Genomic DNA, 17,780 nt, shown 5'->3' on the forward strand with positions numbered 1-17,780 from the left:
GCCCGACTTCAGGTCGACGGTCAGGTCGGAATTGTGCAGCACGTAGTTGGCGAAATACTCCTTCACCACATAGCCGCGGTAGCCCAGGCAGACGACGAAGTCGTTGAAGCCGTAGGACGAATACAGCTTCATGATGTGCCAGAGGATCGGCCGGCCGCCGATCTCGATCATCGGCTTGGGCTTGAACTGGCTTTCCTCGGAGATTCGCGTGCCGAGGCCGCCGGCCAGGATCACTGTCTTCATGCGTTCGGCCTTCGCCCCGTTCGTGACGCCCTCATAACGGACGCCGCCCGCCGCCGCCAGAAGCGCCCCGAAATCCGGCTTGCCCGAAGGGTCGGAGCGCGGGATGGGAGGTGATGGCCGCGCCGCGTCCCGCCCCGCTCGTGAACTTCCTGGTCGCCGGCGTGCAGAAGGGCGGCACCACGGCCCTGTTCGACTACCTGTCGGACTACGGGGACATCGTCCTGCCCTCCGAGAAGGAGCTGCACTTCTTCGACGATGAGAGCCAGGACTGGAGCCATCCCGACTATGACGGCTACCACGCCCGGTTCCCCGAGGTCGGCGGACGGCCCGCGGGCGAGGCGACGCCGATCTATGCGTACTGGCCGCGCAGCCTCGAGCGGATCTGCGCCTACAACCCGGCCATGAAGCTGATCCTGGTGCTGCGCGACCCGGTGGAGCGGGCGTGGTCGCACTGGAGGATGGAGACGGCGCGCGGGGCCGAGACGCGGCCGTTCGGCTGGTGCGTGCGCGAAGGCCGGCAGCGCTGCTTCGACGGCGAGCCGTGGGGCCATCACCGCGAGTTCAGCTATGTGGAGCGCGGCTTCTACGGCGAGCAGCTGGAGCGGATCTTCGAGATCTTCGCGCGCCGCCAGGTGCTCCTGCTGACGTCGGACGGCCTGCGCGCGGACCCGGGCGCCGCCCTGGGGCAGGTGCGGACCTTCCTCGACCTCCCGCCGGCCCCGCCGCCGCCGCCCCGCCGCAGCCACGTGGGTCCGGACGCGGGCGTCCCGGACCCCGCCGACGTCGCCTTCCTGCGCCACATCTACGCCGCCGACGCCGAGCGGCTGGCGGCGCTCACGGGGATCAGGTTCGGCTGAGCGCCGGACATACTCTGGCCTCCGCGCCGCACCAGGGTCTGCCGATGACGCGCCTCGCCCTTCCCGTCCTGGCCCCCATGGCCCTGCTGCTCGCGAGCGCGGCGCCCGCCGGTCCGCCGCGGTTCGGCCTGCCGGTCGCCTGCGAGCCGGGCCGGACCTGCGAGCTCCAGCACTATGTGGACCGCGACCCGGGACCCGGCGCGAAGGACTATCGCTGCGGGCTCCAGAGCTACCAGGCGCACACCGGGGTCGACTTCCGGCTGCCGGACATGGCGGCGATGCGCCGGGGCGTGGCGGTGGTCGCCGCGGCGCCCGGGACCGTGCGCTACATCCGCGACGGCGTTCCGGACCAGCCGCCCGGGCGCGCGACGGGACCGCAGAACGGCTGCGGCAACGGCGTGTCCATCGACCACGGCGGCGGCTGGCTGACCGTCTACTGCCACATGGCGAATGGCAGCATCGCGGTGGCGCCGGGACAGGCGGTGGTCGCGGGCCAGCGCCTGGGCCGCATCGGGATCACGGGAAACAGCGACTTCCCGCACCTCCACTTCGACGTCCGCCAGGGCGACAGGGTGATCGACCCCTTCGCGCCGGACATGGCGGCCGCCTGTCCGGCCGGTCGCTCCGGGCCTATGTGGACCGCCGCCGCCGCGGCGAAGCTCGCCTACCGCCAGGGGGTCGTCCTGAACGCCGGCTTCACCGACGCCCAGCCCAGCGCCGAGGATGTGGAGGCCGCGACCGTCAGGCCGTTCGCGGGCGCCGCCTCCCCCTGGATGATCTTCTATGTGCGCGCTATCGGGCTGCTGCCCGGCGACGAGGCCGAGCTGGAGCTGAAGGCGCCCGACGGCGCCGTGCTGGCCACCGTCCGCCGTCCGCCGCTGGCCCGCTGGCGGGCGCAGGACTTCAACCTCATCGGCAAGCGTCGCCCGGCGGCAGGGTGGCCCAAGGGTGTGTATGTGGCCGACTACCGCGTCTGGCGGTCCGGCAAGGTCGCCGTCAGCCGCCGCCTGCAGGTGCGGCTGTAGGCAAGCGGCGTCGAAAGCGCCCGCGGCGCCCCGTGCGATCGATTAGCCTGTCCTCCCCCGCAGGGGGAGGGGGACCGCCGAAGGCGGTGGAGGGGGGCTGCGCCCGGCGCTCAAGACCCCTCCACCCTGCTGCGCAGGGTCCCCCTCCCCTTGCAGGGGAGGACCGGGGCGCGTCCAGCCGTCTGACTCGCCGATCGAGCGCCTCGGCGGCCACAGGAAGGTCGTTCCCGGACCGTCGAGATTCCCGCGCCCGTCGAACCTTGTTGAACGACTCGTGATCTGCGGGCGGCTAGGCCTCGGTGGAGCTTTCGGCTAGCTTCCGCCCGTCAGCCCAGCTCTCCAGGGCTGTGTCGCTTTGGCCGGACGATGGACCGACGGGTCTGCGTCCGGCCTATTGCTTTTGGGCCTTCCGCGATCGCCTTGGCCTACGGCGTCAGCCGCCGATGTCGATGCGCACGATGTCGTGGCGCGCCAGCCAGAGCAGGCTTCGCTCCAGGAAGTTGCTGCGCCCCGGGGGGACGAGGTCGCGCAGGCGGGCCACCGGCGTGGGCCCATGCTGCACGAGATGGGCGAAGACCAGCTCCAGTTCGCTCGCGCTCGCGCGGTTGAAGCGGCTGTAGACCGCGAGGGGCGCGTCCAGCCGCGCCAGCGCCGTGGTCCAGTCCCAGCCCGCCACCAGCGAGACGACATCGGCGCGTCCGATGTGCCGGGTGGGATAGCCCGCGAAGAGCGTGAAGGGGTCCGGGCGATAGGGGTCGGACATGGGCGCCGGGTCAGGCGGGGCGGCGCGGCGACGGGCGTCCTGGTCGGCCCACAGGGCCTGGTACTGCGGGATGATGGCGGACCAGTCGAAGACGGCGCGGGCCTGCCGGCGCGCCTGCTCGCCCAGCGTGCGGCGGAGGTCGGCGTCCTCCACCAGACGCGCGATGGCGGCCTCGGCGGCGTCCAGGTCCACGGCCACGTACTGCGCGGCGGCGCCCACATAGTTGTCGTAGGCCAGCCATCCGTTGGCGAAGTAGTCGGCCAGGTCGCCGCCGAAGTGGGGGCGCGGCGCGATGGTGGGGACCCGGAAGCCGTCCAGGCCGTCGCGGACGGTGTCCTTGTAGCCGTCCCAGTCGGTGACGACGCAGGGCAGGCCCGCCGCCATCGCCTCGACGGGCGTGAGACCGAAGGTCTCCTGGATGTTGTCGGAGAAGCTGATGAAGAAGTCGGCGACCGACCAGATGGAGAAGCGCACGTCGGGCGGGCGGCCGTCGATCTGGCGGTAGTGGACGGACGGACAGAGCTTGCGGGTCTCGCCGTGGAAGACGTCCTCGGTGCCGGCCGGCTCGATCCAGCCCGAGTTGACCCAGTAGATCGCCTTGCCGGTTCGCCGCGCCGCGCGCTCGAGGGCCATGGCCATCAGCGCCGGGTTCATCTTGGCCTTCACCTGGAAGCGTCCGACGTATAGCGCGACGATCGCGTCCTCCGGGATGTCCAGCTGCTCGCGCCAGCGTTTGCGGTGCTCGGCCGAGGTCTGGAAGTCGTCGGCGTTGACCCCGAGCGGGATGGTGACGCGCTGCGGCTCCGGCCGCCGCCGGGGGCCGTGCAGGTCGGCCAAGTAGTCGCGCATCATCGAGAGCTGGGTCTCGACGGCGTTGCGCACGGCGCTCGAGGTGCAGATCAGGGCGTCGTAGTCGTGCAGCGGCGCAATCAGCAGGTCGCCGATCATGCGCATGACGCGCCCCGTGGCGGTGGTGTGGGTGATGCCGGTCAGCGCGTAGAGGCGCGAGCCGTAGCGGCGGCGCTTCCAGGCCTCGGTGTCGATCTCTGGCGACGGGACGTTCAGCACGCCGGCCTCGCCCAGGCGCGCGCGCGCGGTCTGGGGAATCCAGGTGATCGGCCGCGTCGGCGCCTCGATCCGCGTCACCAGCGCGTCGAGCTCCTCCTGCGGGCGTCCGGCGACGTTCCAGAAGTAGAACCGGTCGACGTCGGCGTGGCGCACGAAGCCGCGCAGGAAGCTCTCCCCGGCCGAGTGCCGACCGAGCAGCGTCTGGCCCGTGGTGTCGAAGCCGTTGGGGTGAAGGAAGATCGCCGCGTTGGACATGCGTGGCAGCGCTCATACCCGCACTCGCGGGGCGGAACCACGGAAAAGGCGACGGACGGGGGCGGCAGCGGCTGCGACAGAGGAATCGGTCCTCCGCCGCAGGGGGAGGGGGACCGCCGGAGGCGGTGGAGGGGGGGCTGCCTGCGGAGCCAGAGACCCCTCCACCATGCTGCGCATGGTTCCCCTCCCCTTGCAGGGGAGGACCGGACGCGGCCGTCGTGAATCGCATGGCGGCGTGGGGTCGTTGGGCCCGTTCCTGCGACCGAGGAACCGGTCCTCCCCCGCAGGGGGAGGGGGACCGCCGGAGGCGGTGGAGGGGGGCTGCCTGCGGAGCCAGGACCCCCTCCACCATGCTGCGCGTGGTCCCCCTCGCCTTGCAGGGGGGGACCGAGGCGGAGCCACCCGTCGGGCCCGGCGCGTCAGGGTGGGGCGGGGGCCAGGGCGAGGACGCGGTCGGTGTAGCGGGCCAGTTGCTCGGCGGCGGCCGGACCGGCGGCGGCGACCCTGGGACGGTAGGTGTCGATCACCTCGTCCAGGGCCTCGATCACCTCGGCGCGCGTGGCCGGGCGGCCTTCCCGGAACCAGGCGACGCGCGTGGGGTCGCCGATCTCGTACAGGCGGGTCTTCCCGTCACGATGGAGGGTGGGGCGGAAGGCCGGAGTCGCCCAGACCACGCAGACCCCGGGGTTGTGCTCGGCCATGCCGCCGGGGGGCGTCACCTCGGCGGCTTCGAGACCCTTGTGGCTGCGCCGCATCCGCGGCCGGGTGAGGAAGGGGCAAGCCGAGGCGGCGAAGCAGCCGCAGTCCCAGTGAGACGCGGGCTCGGTCGTCACGCGGTTGAAGGCCGAGGTGGGGCCCATGACATAGGCGCGGTCGCCGGCGAGGGGTTCGCCGCAAATCCAGCACAGGTCCTTGAGAACCGCAGGCCCCAGGCGTGCGCGGTCGACCACGCGATGGTCGGGTTTGCCGTCGATCCAGGCCGCGAAGAACGGGACGGGAAAGCCGCGATGGTCCACCGGCAGGCCGCGGATGCGCTCCGGGGCGTCGGTGTAGCGCGGCGCCCGCAGCGCTTCGCCCTGGGCGTCGTCCTGAGGATGGGAGCCTGTCTTGTCCACCGTTGCACCCGGCCTTTGCATGTCGCCCCGACCATACGGCGCGCCAGCCATCAGCGGGAGGGGGCTCTGCGCTCGAAGGGCAGGCTCTGGGGCCTCCGCGGTTCGATCGAGCGCCTGCGGAGCTCGCAAGGAAGACCGCCCCTGCCCCTCCAGCCGGGCAACCGGTCCTCCCCTGCAAGGGGAGGGGGACCCTGCGTCAGCAGGGTGGAGGGGTCGGTGGCGCTGTGGATCGCCCCCCTCCACCGCCTGCGGCGGTCCCCCTCCCCCTGCGGGGGAGGATCCGAACACCGGCTTAGCTCCCTCCTGGAGCAAGGTCTGCAAGGGTAGGAGGGCCTAAAGCGCACGCGGTCGCCCTGCCCCCGTGGGTCGCCTTGTTCGAGGCTGGGCGCCCGGAATCCCAAAAGAAAAGGGCCGCCCCGAGGGGCGGCCCGATCCTTTGAGCTTGGCTCGGTCCCGGATTAGAGCGGGATGTTCGCCGCGCTGATGTCGGCGAGCGTACGGCCCACCAGCACCACCGCGTCTTCGGCCGTGCCGTTGTCACCAGCCGTGTCGACGAACACAACCGTGTCGGACCCGACCTGGATCACGACGTAGTTGTTGCCGCCCGCGATCTGGGTGTTCGCCAGAGTGAGGGCCGCATCGTAGCTCGAAGCGGTGAGCTCGATGTAGTTCACGCCGTCGGTGGCCGTGCCCTGACCGAAGTGCAGAGCGTCGGTCGACTGCCAGTCGAGGATCTGGTCCAGCGAACCGGCCGTGACGCCCGACGAGCCGTTGGCGAAGTCGAACAGGTCGTTGCCGTTGCCGCCACGGAGGAAGTCCGTGTTGGCGCCGCCGACGATCGTGTCGTTGCCGTCGCCGCCGTTGAGCGTGTCGCCTTCCGAACCACCGTCGAGGCTGTCGTCACCGCCGCCCGCGTCGATGTTGTCGGAGTTCGCGCCGCCCTGGAGGACGTCGTTGCCTTCGCCACCCGTGACCACGTCGTTGTCGGCGCCCGCGTCGATCGAGTCGGCGCCGTTGCCGCCCGAGATGACGTCGTTGCCGGCCGCGCCCGTGGCCGAGTCGTCGCCATCGCCCAGCGTGATGCTGTCGACGTTGGCGCCGCCGGTGACCTGGTCGTTGCCCGCACCCGCGTCGATGGCGTCGTTGCCGCCGCCAGCGTTGCTGATGGTGTCGTTGCCGTCGTCGCCGGTCACGATGTCGTTGCCGGCGCCGGCCACGATCGAGTCGTTGCCCGTGCCGCCTGAGCCGGTGTCGTTGCCAGCGCCGAGGTCGAGGGTGTCCGTACCGTCTTCACCCAGCACGAAGTCGTTCCCGGTCCCGGAAACGATCGAGTCGTTGCCGATGTTGCCGTTGAAGACGTCCGTACCCGCGGCAGCCGCGGTGTTGGTGATGGTGTCGTTGCCCTGGCCGCCGAGGATGGTGTTCGTGCCAGCGTTGTTGGTGGTGAGGCTGTCGTTACCGGCGTTGCCCTGGATGTTGCTGGCCGTCGACCCGGTGTTACCGCCGGTGACCGCCTGGGCGATCGTGTCGTTGCCCGCGCCGCCGTCGCCGTCGAGGTTGGCGTCCGTCACGTTGATCGTGTCGTCGCCGTCGCCGCCGTTCGCGACCACCGCCGAGCCTTCCGCCGAAGCGTTGACCAGCGAGTCGTTGCCGGCTTCACCGAACAGTTGGTCGGAGCCCGTGCCGGACGACAGGGTGTCGTTGCCCAGGTTGCCGTTCAGGAAGTCGTTGCCCGCGCCGCCGATCAGCGAGTCGGTGCCCTGACCGCCGAGCAGCGTGCCCGTCGAGCTGGCCGCGGAGCCGTCGATCGAGTCGTTGCCCAGGTTGCCCTGGCCGAAGTTCGAGCCCGAGCCGAGGGTGATCGTATCGTCGTCGCGGCCGCCGTAGACGGTGTCGTTGCCCGAACCGCCGACGAGCGAGTCGGTGCCGGCGTTGCCCTGGATCAGGTCGTTGCCCGAGTTGCCGTCGAGGCTGTCGTTGCCGTCGCCGCCGTAGAGGCCGTCGCCCGTCACGGCCTGGCCGGCGCTGGTGTTGTTGCCGGTGTCGCCAACCTGCAGCACCGAGCTGTCGGGGAAGATCGGGAATTCGCCGGCGAAGGTGCCGGGGAAGGTCACGGTCTTGCCCGTCAGGCCCGAGATCAGGGTGACGGTCGCGGCCGACGTGGCGGTCGCGGGGTTGTAGCGGACGGTCGTGATGTTCGCGCGCTCGCCGGTCTGGCCGAAGACCAGGTTGTCGGTGGCCGCGTTATAGGACGCGGCCTGCGCGTCCGTGATCGTCTCGAAGAAATACGTCGCCATTAGTCTCTCCAGTCTGTGTCACACGGACCCCTGGCACGCTTGACCCCCATCCCCGATGGAGCAGTCCCAGCGGTCCATTACCCCAAGCGCCATAGCACGGCCACGGCGTCAGGTTAGACGAGCCCGAGGGGAGACGTATCGGAACACCGCCAAATACGCAACCTGAAAAAGCCCCCGGAATCCCGACGCCTGCGGGTGTGGCGCCGACGCCTCTACTCCTCGCGGAAGGCGTCTTCCAAAGTGTCCGTAATTGGCGAAATGATGAAGCCCATAACGGATCGTTTACCGGTCACGATGAGCGCCGTCGCGGGCATGCCGGGCGTCAGCTGCACGCCCTTCTTGAGCTTGCCCAGTTCGGTCGGCGGGATGCGGAGGTCGACCCGGTAGAACGCGGCGCCGTTCTTCTCGTTGGTGATGCGGTCGGCCGAGACCACCGTCACGCGGGCGTCGAGCGAGTCGTTGAACCGCTGGTTCAGCCCGGTCAGCTTGACCTTCGCGGGCATGCCGACCCGGACCTCGTCCACCTCTTCCGGCTTGATCATGGCGGTGACGGTGAGCGGGACGGTGGAGGGCACCACGTCCATCAGCACCTCGCCCCCGCCGACGACGCCGCCGACCGTGAACTGGGTGTTGTTGAACACGTAGCCGTCGACGGGCGCGCGGACGACGGTGTTGGCCAGGGTCTGGCGCGCCGTGGTCAGGCGGGGGACGACGTCGGCGAGGCGCATCTGGCTGTCGCGCAGGCCTTCGGCGGCCTGGCTCTGGCGCTCGTCGCGCAGGGTGGCGAGCTGCAGCCGCGTCTCGCCCATCTGCTGGCGGATGCGTGCGATCTCGGCCAGGAGCTGCCCCTTGCGGCCCCCGAGTTCGGCCAGGCTGCGCTCGTAGCGCAGGATCAGCGTCTTGGGGGCGAACCCCTGCTCGTTCAGCTTGCGGTAGCCGGCGAGCTCCTCCTCGGTGAGCCGCTGCTGCTCGTTGATCGAATCGACCTGGGCCTGCGCGCCCTGGACCTGGCTCTGCTGCTGCTCGACGCGCTGGCCGAGCATCGCGGACTGGCCCTGGAAGAACTGCAGCCGGCTGGTGAACAGGAACTCCTGGTCGCGGATGAGCTGGGCCACGCGCGGGTCCGCCATGCGCGCGGTCAGCTCGGCCGGGAACTGCAGCTGGTTGCGGCCCAGGGCCTCGGCCGAGAAGCGGGCGTTCTGGGCGATCAGCGTGTCGTACTGGTTCTGCAGCACGTCGACGGCGGCGCGCGCCTCGACGTCGTTGAACAGAAGCAGGGGCTGGCCGGCGCGGACCTGCTGCCCCTCGCGCACCAGGATCTGCTTCACATAGCCGGCCTCGCGCGAGCGCAGGGTCTTGCGCATGGCGTCGGCGCGCACCTCGGCGATCGCCGTGATGCCGGTGGAAAGCTCGGCGACCGACGCCCAGAGGCCGAGGCCCACGACGAAGGCGCCGATGACGCCGGCGCCCACGAGCATCGGGCGCTTGAGGCGCCGCTCGAGTTCGGGCGGGGTCTCGGGATCCTCGCCGCCCCCGAAGGTGGGGGTGACGTAGTTGGTGCGGCTGGTCGCGAGGTCGAGCTTCACCGGCCGCCCTCCACCGCGCGCACTTCGGCGGCCGGGGGCGCGGACGGCTGTTGCGGCGGCTGGGACTGCTGCGGCTGAACCTGGGGCTGGGCGGGCTTCACGAGGCGCGCCATCACCTGGTCGCGCGGCCCGAACAGCTCGACGCGGCCGTCACGGAGCACCAGCATCTTGTCGGCGGCCCGGAAGACGCCCGGCTTGTGGCTGATGATCACCACGGTCGCCCCGTTGGCCTTCATGGCGTCGATGGCCCGCATCAGGGCGTCCTCGCCCTCGGCGTCGAGATTGGCGTTGGGCTCGTCCAGCACGACGAAGGCCGGGTTGCCCAGCAGCGTCCGCGCGAGGCCTACCCGCTGCCGCTGGCCGGCGGACAGCACCACGCCGCCCTCGCCCACGTCGGTGTCGTAGCCCTTGGGCATGCGCAGGATCAGCTCATGCACGCCGGCGAGCTGGGCCGCGGCCACGACCTCCTCGTCGGTCACGCCGTCGCGGAAGCGAGCGATGTTGTTGCGCACCGTGCCGGCGAAAAGCTCGGTGTCCTGCGGCAGGTAGCCCACGTGCCGGCCGAAGTCGGCGCGGTCCCAGGCGAAGACGTCGGCGCCGTCCAGGCGCACCACCCCGTTCAGCGGCCGCCAGATGCCGACCAGCAGCCGGGCCAGGGTCGACTTGCCGGCGCCCGAGGGGCCGATCACGCCCAGCACCTCGTTCGGCTCGACGGCGAAGTTGACGTTGGCCAGCACGAGCCGCTGGACGCCGGGCGGGGCGAAGTTCACCCCCTCGACCGACAGCTTGCCCTGCGGCCGCGGCAGCGACGTGGCCGCGGCGGTGGGCTCGGCGTTGGCGAGCAGCTTGTTCAGGCGATCGTACGCCCGGACCATGTTGTTGAGCGGGTCCCACGAGCCCACGATCTTCTCGATCGGCTGCAGGGCCCGGCTGGCCAGGATCATGTTGGCGAAGAGCATCCCCATGTGGATGTCGCCCTTCAGGATCAGGTGCGCGCCGACCGCGATGATCAGCACCTGGATCCCCATGCGCACCGCCTTGATGATGTCGGTGTACATGTTGGACGCCTCGGCCGCGGCCGCACCGCGCTCGATGGTCACCGCCCGGTGGCGCGCCCAGGCCTGGCCGAGCGTGGGCAGCATGCCCATGGCGCGCACCACCTCGCCGTTGCGGAGCGCCGCATCGGTGAAGCCGTAGCTCTTCAGCGCCGCCTCGTTGGCGTCCTTCAGGGCGGCGCCCGTGGCGCGGGCCTGCATGATGGCGAGGATCACCAGCACCACGCCGCCGGCGAAGGTGACGATGCCCACCACGGGGTCGATGATCGCGAGCACGATCATGAACACCGGGATCCAGGGCACGTCGAAGAACGCGGCCGCGGCGATGCCGGTGAGCGACTGGCGGAACTGGTCGAGGTCGCGCAGGGCCTGGGCGCGGGCGCCCGGATCCCCGCGGACGGCGGCGTCGAACAGGCTGGTGAAGACGCGGCCCGAGACCCGCTGGTCCAGCATCACGCCGTAGTTGATCAGGATCCGCGCGCGGAAGTCGTCGATGACGCTGGAGATGGCGAACACGAACAGCGTCACCAGGGTCAGCATCCAGAGCGTGGCGAGGCTCTGGCTCACCATGACCCGGCCGTAGACCTGGTAGGTGTACAGCGGCAGCGCCAGGTAGAGCAGGTTCGAAACGAGGCTGAACCCGAACGCGACGGCCGCGGGCTTGTAGCCCTCGCGCAGCGCGCGGCCCAGCACGTTGTCGGGCAAATCCGAGAGGAACGTCAGGAATTTCATCGCGCCTTAGCCGTCCCTGCAGACCCGAAGGCCTGATACACCATTCCGCGTAAGAAGGCGTGAACGCAGACCCGATCCGGTCGTACAGACAGCCCTGCGCCGAGAGCGCGCGTAGATGCGTTTGCGGTCAATCTGAGTCAATGCCGTGATTCGTCCGCGGCTGCGGCGTATTGGGACAAGAGACGGCGCGGAGCCCGGATACCCCTATGTCGCGAATCGCCATCGTCGGCAGCTGCATAACCCGCGATCTGTGGCCGATCCGTGGCGACGGCGCGGAGCGGCTGCTCTATGTGTCGCGCACAAGCTTCCCCAGCCTCCTGTCGCCGCCGGTGACCGGGTTCTCCCCTGCGAAGAGCCCGCCGGCCGACCTGCGCAAGCACGAGCACGGCGCCCTCGTCGCCGACATCACCAAGACGGCGCTGGCCCGCCTGCTGGCGTTCCGTCCCACGGACATCATCTTCGACTTCATCGACGACCGGTTCGACCTGCTTTCGGTCGGCGACGCGCTGGTGGTCCAGAGCGGCGAGATGGTGCGCAGCGGCTATCTGACGCGCCCGGCGCTGAAGCGGCGCCGCACGATCCCGCGGCTGTCGGCCGCAGGCGAACGGCTCTGGCGCGAGGGCGCCGCCGAGTTCGCGGCGCTGCTGGGCGCGACGCCCCTGCGCGAGGCCCGGCTCATCCTGCATTCTGCCCGCTGGGCGACGGCCTGGCGCGATGGGGACCGCGGCGTGCGGCCGATGACCCAGGCGGAGATCCTGGGCGGCGACCCGGTGGAGATCGCCGACTACAACGCCCTGCTCGAGCGCCAGGAGACGCACTTCGAGGCGGTGATGCCGCCGATGACGCGGATCGAGGCCGAGGCCGAACGGCTGGCGGACGCGGGCCATCGCTGGGGCCTCTCGCCGTTCCACTACGTGCCGGAATACTACGAGGAGATCCGCCGCCAGCTGCGGGCGCTGGGCCTGGACGACGCGTTCAGCGACCAGCCCGCCGCGCCCAGTGTTCCAGCGGCGTGACGCCGGCGCGGGCGAGCTCCGGGCGGGACGCGAGGTAGGCGGCCGTCGGCAGGCCGGGACGCGCCTCCCCCACCGCCCACGCGCCGCCCTGCAGGTAGTCGGTCAGCGGGTTCACGCCCGGCGGCAGGCCCTCGCCGCGCGCGGCCACGTAATGGGCGGTGTCGAACCAGGGGCTGGGGCTGGCGCCCTCGAAGCCGCCGAACGCCATGAAGTGGCTGAACGGCTCGATTCCGGCGGCCGCCACCTCCGGGTTCTGCTCCAGGTACCAGGCCGGATCGAACAGCGGGTGCGGCGACAGCCCCTCGCGCCAGCCCCCGCCCAGGTAGTGCAGCAGGGCGGGCCGCCCGGCCATGGCGGCGCCGGCCTGGCGCTGGTACCAGGCCGGATCGAAGGCCGGGTGCGGCGAGAGGCCGACGTAGCCGCCCTCGCGCATGTAGTGCGACAGCGGGTCGTCGCCGGGCTCCAGCACCGGCGCCTGGGCCAGGTAGTGCCCCACGTCGAACAGCGGATGCGGCGAGAGTCCCCGGACGGCGCCTGAGCGCAGGTAGTGCTCCAGCGGGGACAGCCCGGACGCCGCCAGGTCGTGGCCCGCCTGGCGCGCGTACCAGGCGCCGTCGAAGAGCGGGCTGGGCGCCCGGCCCTCACGGTCGCCCGAGACCAGGTAGTGGACCAGCGGGGCCATCCGGCGCGCGGCCACGTCGGGGTAGGTTTCCAGGTACCAGGCCTGATCGACCGGCGCGAGCGGAGCGACGTCGGGCCTGGCCCGGCGGCGGGCATAGGCGGCCATGTGGCGGAGGTCGTGCAGCGGCCGTCCCGTTCCCCGCCAGACGCCGCTGCGGGCGATCACCAGCGCCTGCCCGCCGGATCCGAACCGGGCGAGCAGCCGGTCGACGGCGCGCGAGATGCGGTTGCGCCGCCGACGGCTCTGCGGGCGCCGGGCGCGGAAGGCGGCGAGCGCCTGCGCGCGGACGCGGGCCTCCAGCTCGGCGCGGGCCGCCAGCGATTCGTGGAGCGCGAGCGAGAGCTCGGTGCGCGTCAGCGCCTCACGCACCTGGGCGTCGTGGGCCAGCCGGTGCGCGCCCTCGAAGTCGCGCTTCAGACGCGCGACCTTCTCACCGACCGCGCGGGCCTTCTCGAGCAGCGCGCCGTTCGGGTCGGAATCTTGCGCCGGGGGCGCGTCCGGCGTCACGCGCCTTCGTGTTCGAGCCATTCTTGGAAACTGCCGCGGCCGGAGGCGAAGGGGTTTTTGAAGGCGTCCTGGAGGTCCTGGCGCTGGCGATAGAGCACGCGCTCCGATTTGGCGATGGGCTTGCCGTCCTCGTAGGTCCCGTAGGCCCACCAGCGCTCGGGGATCGCCGCGTCGGTGGCGGCGGCGGCCTCGCGCTTGTACCAGGCCCAGATCTCATAGACCTGGAAGTTCCGGCCCGCATAGCGCTTGGTCATGGTGTCGCCGATGGGCCCCAGCTTGGTGAAATGCCAGAAGCGCAGGGGGTGGCCGTTGACCGTGATGCGGCCGTCCTTCTCCACCGAGACCTTGCGGGTCGAGAGGTTCCAGCTGGCGACGTTGTAGCCCGGGTCGCGGATGATCTTCAGGCGGTCGAAGAGCGCCGGGACGTGGTCGCACCACCGCTGGTCCACGAAGAGGCCGTTGGGGATGTCGTCGTAGCAGTACTTGAGCAGGCGGTCGTTCCACCACTTCGCGAAGCGGGCCCCCTCCCCCTGCGTCCGGATGGCGACGAAGCCCAGGTTGAAGATGCCGGTCTTCAGGGTGGAGATGTCGTTGTCGAGGATCGCCATCTCGTCGTCGTTGGGCTCGGTGAGATGGGGCGTGAGCAGGATGTCGTGGTCCTGGAGCCAGTCCACGAGCGGGTCCAGGCTGCCCAGGAGCGCCGTGTCCGGGTCGAGGTAGATCACCGCATCGAAGCCCCAGCCGCACGCCTGGTGCAGGAACGGGCCCTTCACCGCCGTGCACACCTCGACCACGTCGTGCTTGAAGAGCCAGCCCTGGAAATCGGGGATGCCGAGGTCGCTGGCCCACACCAGCCGGTCGAAGGGCTCGTCCGCCGGGTCGAAATCGAAGCCGGGCGGCGGCCTGTCGGTGATCAGCGCGGCCAGCTCCCAGTCGGGATGGAAGCGGCGCAGCGTCTGGAAGAGCACCCGCGCGCGGTTCAGGTACGAGAACGTGAAGCTGGTGTAGACGAGGACTTTCATCAGGGAACCAGATCGAGCGTCATGCCGCTCAGCTTGAGATCGTAGAGCATCGGACGGCGGCGGGCGCGGGAAAGCTCGGTCACGCGGCCGTCGGCGAAGGCCGGCATGACCTCCGCCTCCGGCAGGATCCAGCCGTGGTCCGCCCCGACCACCGCCGCGACGTTGCCGCTGTCGGGACCGGTGACGACGGCGCACCCCGCGGCCACCGCCTCGTAGACGGTGAACGAGAAGGTCTCGCGCCAGAGCGGCCAGTGCAGCAGGACGTCGACCTCCAGCCGCTCCAGCGCCTCCCGCATCGCCTGCGGATTGTCGGGCCCCACGCGGACCTCGTGGAACGCCAAGGGCAGCCCCTTCTCGGGCTGCGCGCCCAGGTGCAGGAACGCGTAGCGGGCGTCCTTCTCGTGCTGCAGGACGAGGTCGCGGAACAGCGGCCAGCCCTTGTGAGCCGCCGTGTGGCCGGCGAAGGCGACGCGCAGCGGGCCGGGCTTCGCAACCGCCGCCGGACCGCGGGGCGCGAGCGTCGCGTGCGGATGGACGACATGGCCGGCGGCCGGAAAGTCCCAGGCGGCGCGCCAGAAATCGAGCGTGCCCTGCGCGGGGCTCACCACCGTCAGGTCGAGGCGGCGGAACAGCTCCTCGTGAGCCTCGAGGTGGCGCGCCCTGGCCGGGCCGTAGACGCAGATGCCGCAGGCCGCGCTGTCGGGCGGTGGCGCGGCGCAGTCCTCGACGCCGTCGCGCAGCAGGTGGAAGCCGGCGCAGAGGCTCGCGTAGTCGTGCAGCCAGAGGAAGCCGGCCCGAAGTCCCGCCGCCTCGGCGATGGCTGCGGTCTCCGCCGCGTCGTGGCCCAGCAGGCTGTGGATGGCGAAGGAGCCGCCCTTCGCGGCGCAACGCGTCAGCGCCTGGGCGATCGCCGCCGGGCCGTGGACGCCCAGCGTCTGGCCGTTGAGCACGACCTCGAGCCGCCCCTCCTCGCCCGGCGCGCGCACGACCGGCCACAGCGCGGCGGGTCGCAGGTGCAGGTGGTCGCGCCCGCGGGCTGCGGCCTCGCGCGCCTCGACGTGGATGCAGAGCTGGATGCCGCCGACGCGCGTGCGGTAGTCGTCGTGGCTGATGGTGAGGTGCAGGCCGGCCAGCCCGTGGCGCGCCTTGCCCAGGGCGGCCGAGAGGGCGTCGGCCGAGGCCAGGGGCATGGTCCGCTGCGCCTGCAGCACGGCTTCGACCTGCTCGTCCACCGGCTTCAGCCGCCGGATCACCTGCTGCCGGAAGCCGAGGGCGTTGGGCGTGGGCCGGCCCTCGGCATGGCCATGCTGCAGCCAGTGGACGAAGGGGTTGATCCCGGCGGCCGCGATGTCGGGGTTGTTCTCGAGGTACTCGTCGATGGAGAACCGGGGCGACGGGTCCCGCCCCTCGCGCCAGCCATGATCCAGGAAGTGGGCCAGGGGATCGGCCCCGCTGGCGGCCACGTCGGGATTGGTGGTCAGGTACCAGTCGCGGTCGAACGCGGCGGCCACGGCGCGGCGTTCCCCGCCATCGCGGCGCAGCGCCCGCGCGGCGATCCGGCGCACGAGCCCGATCACGGCGCCTCCGCGACGAGGTCGCCGGTCATGCCGCTGTAGGCGATGTCGAACACCTCGGCCCGCCGCGCCGCGCGGGAGAGCGCCAGGATCTCGCCGGTGGCGAAGGCGTCGAACAGGGCCGCCTCGTCGGCCAGGACGCGGCCGTGCCGCGGATCCGCGGCGAAGGCGGCGACATTGCCGCTATCGGGGCCCGTGACCACTGCGGCGCCGGCCGCGGCCGCCTCGTAGGCGGTGAACGAGAAGGTCTCGCGGCAGAGCGGCCAGATGAGCGCGGCGTCGGGTTCCAGCTCGGTGAGGGTGTCCTGCATCGCCGTCGGCCATTCGGGCGTGACGATGACGCGATGGAACTGGGCGTAGGCGCCGGGGTCGGGCCGCCCGCCGAGGTGCAGGAACTCATAGCGGGGATCGCCCGCGAAGGCCTGGGTGAGCTCGCGGAAGATGGGCCAGCCCTTCAGCGGCTGGGGCATCCCCAGGTAGGCAAGGCGGAAGGGGCGGCCGGCGGCCGGCTCCGCGGCGGGTCGGGGCGCGACCAGGCCGGCGTGCGGCAGCACCACGGCCGCCTCGGCCCTCAGGAGCCCGCGGTCGGACCAGAAGTCGAGCGTGGTCTGCGACGGCGCGACCACGGTGAGCCGCAGGCGCTCGAAGAGGCGCGCATGGGCGTCCAGGTGGCGCGCCCGCGTCGGGCTGTAGGCGCAGACCGTGCAGGCGGCGCTTCCGGGCGCCGGCGCGCCGCAGTCCTCGACGTCGTTGCGCTGCAGGTGGAAGCCCGAGCAGAGGCTCGCGAAGTCGTGCAGCCAGAAGAAGCCCTCGCGCAGGCCCAGCGCCTCGACGATGTCGGCGGTGGCGTCCGGCTCGTGGCCGAGGAGGCTATGGACGGCGAAGCTGCGGCGGCCGGCGGGCGCGGCGCGGGACAGAACCTCGCGCACCGTCTCGGGCGCGAACACGCCCAGTCGGCGGCCGTTGAGCAGGGCGCCCAGCGGTCCGGGCTCGCCGGCCGCGCGCACCGACGGCCAGGCGGCGGCGGGGAAGAGGTGCAGGTGGTCGCGGCCGAGCTGGGCGACACGCGCCGACTCGCGGCGCAGGCACGACTGCAGGCCGCCGGAATGCTCGATGTAGTCGTCGTGGCTGAAGGTCAGGTGCAGGTCGCGCACGGCCGCCAGCGGCGCGGCGAGGCGTTCCGGCGGATCGGCCCGCTGGGCGGCCGACGCCCTGACGGACTCGGCGATCCGGTCCTCGGGCGACTTCAGCCGCGACAGGACGTCGTAGCGGAACCCGAGATCGTGCCGCGCCGCCCGCCCCTCGGCCCGCCCGGCCAGCAGGAAGTGGGCGAACGGGTTCACGCCCGCCGCGGCGATGTCCGGGTGCAGTTCGAGATAGTCGCGCACCGAGAAGCGCGGGTTAGGATCGCGCCCCTCGAGCCACCCGGTGCGCAGGAAGTGGCGCAGCGGGTCCATGCCGGCCGCAGCGATGTCGGGGTTGGCGGCGAGGTAGAAGGCGGCGTCGAACTCGGCGGCGATCGCGGCCTCCTGCTCGTTGAGCGGGATCGCGGGCCGAGCCGCCGCGGGCGCCGGGGTCGCGCCGAAGCTCTTGAAGCTCCAGGCGGGCGGCGCCCAGCCGGTCTCGCCGAAGTACCGGGCCGCCCATCGCGACGGCCGGACCTCGCGGCCTTCGCGCCGCCCACGCGACAGGTAGTGGTGTAGAGGCTCCCACCCGGCGCGCTGCACTTCCGGATTGTCGGCCAGGTAGTCGGGCGCCGAGAACCACGGCGCAGGATCGCGGCCCTCGCGCCAGCCCGCCATGCGGTAGTGCCAGAGCGGCGGCATGTCGGCCGGGAGGTCGGTGTAGATCGCGCGGTAGAAGTCGGGATCGAACGCGGGCGAGATCACCCTCAGGACGTCTTCCGGCTCCGGCCGTCTGCGGGCGGTGGCCCTGGTGGGCATCGGGTCTTCGGGATCCTTGCGGCGGCGGGCGCGGGTGGTG

General features: G+C 71.7%; 13 protein-coding genes. 3 read left to right on the forward strand and 10 right to left on the reverse strand.

The window, feature by feature from the left end; translation table 11 throughout:
- On the reverse strand, positions 1-243 hold a 243-nt coding region (locus JNK30_RS11640), incomplete at its 3' end, for an NTP transferase domain-containing protein (RefSeq protein WP_293474879.1).
- A gap of 113 nt (positions 244-356) precedes the next feature.
- Between JNK30_RS11640 and JNK30_RS11645 the strand changes: the two genes are divergently transcribed.
- Both JNK30_RS11645 and JNK30_RS11650 read left to right on the forward strand, forming a co-directional pair.
- A complete protein-coding gene (locus tag JNK30_RS11645; protein ID WP_293482405.1) occupies positions 357-1,100 on the forward strand; it encodes a sulfotransferase domain-containing protein in 744 nt (247 codons plus the stop codon).
- A gap of 44 nt (positions 1,101-1,144) precedes the next feature.
- Complete coding sequence (locus JNK30_RS11650) at positions 1,145-2,125, forward strand: M23 family metallopeptidase (RefSeq protein WP_293482406.1); 981 nt, start codon at positions 1,145-1,147, stop codon at positions 2,123-2,125.
- Positions 2,126-2,558: 433 nt separating this feature from the next.
- Here the strand turns inward: JNK30_RS11650 and JNK30_RS11655 are convergent, their stop codons facing one another.
- From JNK30_RS11655 to JNK30_RS11675, 5 genes are all read right to left on the reverse strand, one after another.
- On the reverse strand, positions 2,559-4,211 hold the full coding sequence (locus tag JNK30_RS11655; protein ID WP_293482407.1) for a glycosyltransferase family 4 protein: 1,653 nt from the start codon (positions 4,209-4,211) through the stop codon (positions 2,559-2,561).
- A 419-nt stretch (positions 4,212-4,630) separates the two neighbouring features.
- Positions 4,631-5,347, reverse strand: a complete 717-nt coding sequence (locus tag JNK30_RS11660; protein ID WP_293482408.1) for a hypothetical protein — start codon at positions 5,345-5,347, stop codon at positions 4,631-4,633.
- Between the two features lie 437 nt (positions 5,348-5,784).
- Entirely contained in the window at positions 5,785-7,623 is a 1,839-nt protein-coding gene (locus tag JNK30_RS11665; RefSeq protein ID WP_293482409.1) for a calcium-binding protein, read from the reverse strand.
- 212 nt (positions 7,624-7,835) lie between these two features.
- The gene (locus JNK30_RS11670; RefSeq protein WP_293482410.1) at positions 7,836-9,209 is read right to left on the reverse strand and encodes an HlyD family type I secretion periplasmic adaptor subunit; all 1,374 of its coding nucleotides are present in this window, start codon (positions 9,207-9,209) and stop codon (positions 7,836-7,838) included.
- Positions 9,206-10,996 carry a type I secretion system permease/ATPase gene (locus JNK30_RS11675; protein ID WP_293482411.1) on the reverse strand — a complete coding sequence of 597 codons (1,791 nt, stop codon included), beginning with the start codon at positions 10,994-10,996 and terminating at the stop codon, positions 9,206-9,208. The genes JNK30_RS11670 and JNK30_RS11675 overlap by 4 nt, the downstream gene beginning before the upstream one ends.
- 206 nt (positions 10,997-11,202) lie before the next feature.
- Between JNK30_RS11675 and JNK30_RS11680 the strand changes: the two genes are divergently transcribed.
- Entirely contained in the window at positions 11,203-12,012 is an 810-nt protein-coding gene (locus JNK30_RS11680; RefSeq protein WP_293482412.1) for a DUF6270 domain-containing protein, read from the forward strand.
- Here the strand turns inward: JNK30_RS11680 and JNK30_RS11685 are convergent.
- The 4 genes from JNK30_RS11685 to JNK30_RS11700 are packed head-to-tail and all read right to left on the reverse strand — an operon-like array spanning position 11,972 to position 17,740.
- Positions 11,972-13,222: a hypothetical protein gene (locus JNK30_RS11685; protein ID WP_293482413.1), complete on the reverse strand. Its 1,251-nt coding sequence runs from the start codon at positions 13,220-13,222 to the stop codon at positions 11,972-11,974. The two genes, JNK30_RS11680 and JNK30_RS11685, sit on opposite strands and share 41 nt — an antisense overlap.
- Positions 13,198-14,223 carry a hypothetical protein gene (locus JNK30_RS11690; protein WP_293482414.1) on the reverse strand — a complete coding sequence of 342 codons (1,026 nt, stop codon included), beginning with the start codon at positions 14,221-14,223 and terminating at the stop codon, positions 13,198-13,200. The genes JNK30_RS11685 and JNK30_RS11690 overlap by 25 nt, the downstream gene beginning before the upstream one ends.
- The gene (locus JNK30_RS11695; RefSeq protein WP_293482415.1) at positions 14,223-15,800 is read right to left on the reverse strand and encodes a hypothetical protein; all 1,578 of its coding nucleotides are present in this window, start codon (positions 15,798-15,800) and stop codon (positions 14,223-14,225) included. Before JNK30_RS11695 ends, JNK30_RS11690 begins: the two co-directional genes overlap by 1 nt.
- Positions 15,797-17,740 carry a hypothetical protein gene (locus JNK30_RS11700; RefSeq protein ID WP_293482416.1) on the reverse strand — a complete coding sequence of 648 codons (1,944 nt, stop codon included), beginning with the start codon at positions 17,738-17,740 and terminating at the stop codon, positions 15,797-15,799. Before JNK30_RS11700 ends, JNK30_RS11695 begins: the two co-directional genes overlap by 4 nt.
- Between the last annotated feature and the right edge of the window lie 40 nt (positions 17,741-17,780).

The organism is Phenylobacterium sp., from assembly GCF_016793225.1.
GTDB lineage: Bacteria > Pseudomonadota > Alphaproteobacteria > Caulobacterales > Caulobacteraceae > Phenylobacterium.

Excerpts from the sequence above, each read along its gene's own strand:
- JNK30_RS11645 (WP_293482405.1), top strand. The coding sequence starts at position 357 with ATGGCCGCGCCGCGTCCCGCCCCGCTCGTGAACTTCCTGGTCGCCGGC.
- JNK30_RS11650 (WP_293482406.1), top strand. The coding sequence starts at position 1,145 with ATGACGCGCCTCGCCCTTCCCGTCCTGGCCCCCATGGCCCTGCTGCTC.
- JNK30_RS11655 (WP_293482407.1), bottom strand. The coding sequence starts at position 4,211 with ATGTCCAACGCGGCGATCTTCCTTCACCCCAACGGCTTCGACACCACG.
- JNK30_RS11660 (WP_293482408.1), bottom strand. The coding sequence starts at position 5,347 with ATGCAAAGGCCGGGTGCAACGGTGGACAAGACAGGCTCCCATCCTCAG.
- JNK30_RS11665 (WP_293482409.1), bottom strand. The coding sequence starts at position 7,623 with ATGGCGACGTATTTCTTCGAGACGATCACGGACGCGCAGGCCGCGTCC.
- JNK30_RS11675 (WP_293482411.1), bottom strand. The coding sequence starts at position 10,996 with ATGAAATTCCTGACGTTCCTCTCGGATTTGCCCGACAACGTGCTGGGC.
- JNK30_RS11680 (WP_293482412.1), top strand. The coding sequence starts at position 11,203 with ATGTCGCGAATCGCCATCGTCGGCAGCTGCATAACCCGCGATCTGTGG.
- JNK30_RS11685 (WP_293482413.1), bottom strand. The coding sequence starts at position 13,222 with ATGGCTCGAACACGAAGGCGCGTGACGCCGGACGCGCCCCCGGCGCAA.
- JNK30_RS11690 (WP_293482414.1), bottom strand. The coding sequence starts at position 14,223 with ATGAAAGTCCTCGTCTACACCAGCTTCACGTTCTCGTACCTGAACCGC.
- JNK30_RS11700 (WP_293482416.1), bottom strand. The coding sequence starts at position 17,740 with ATGCCCACCAGGGCCACCGCCCGCAGACGGCCGGAGCCGGAAGACGTC.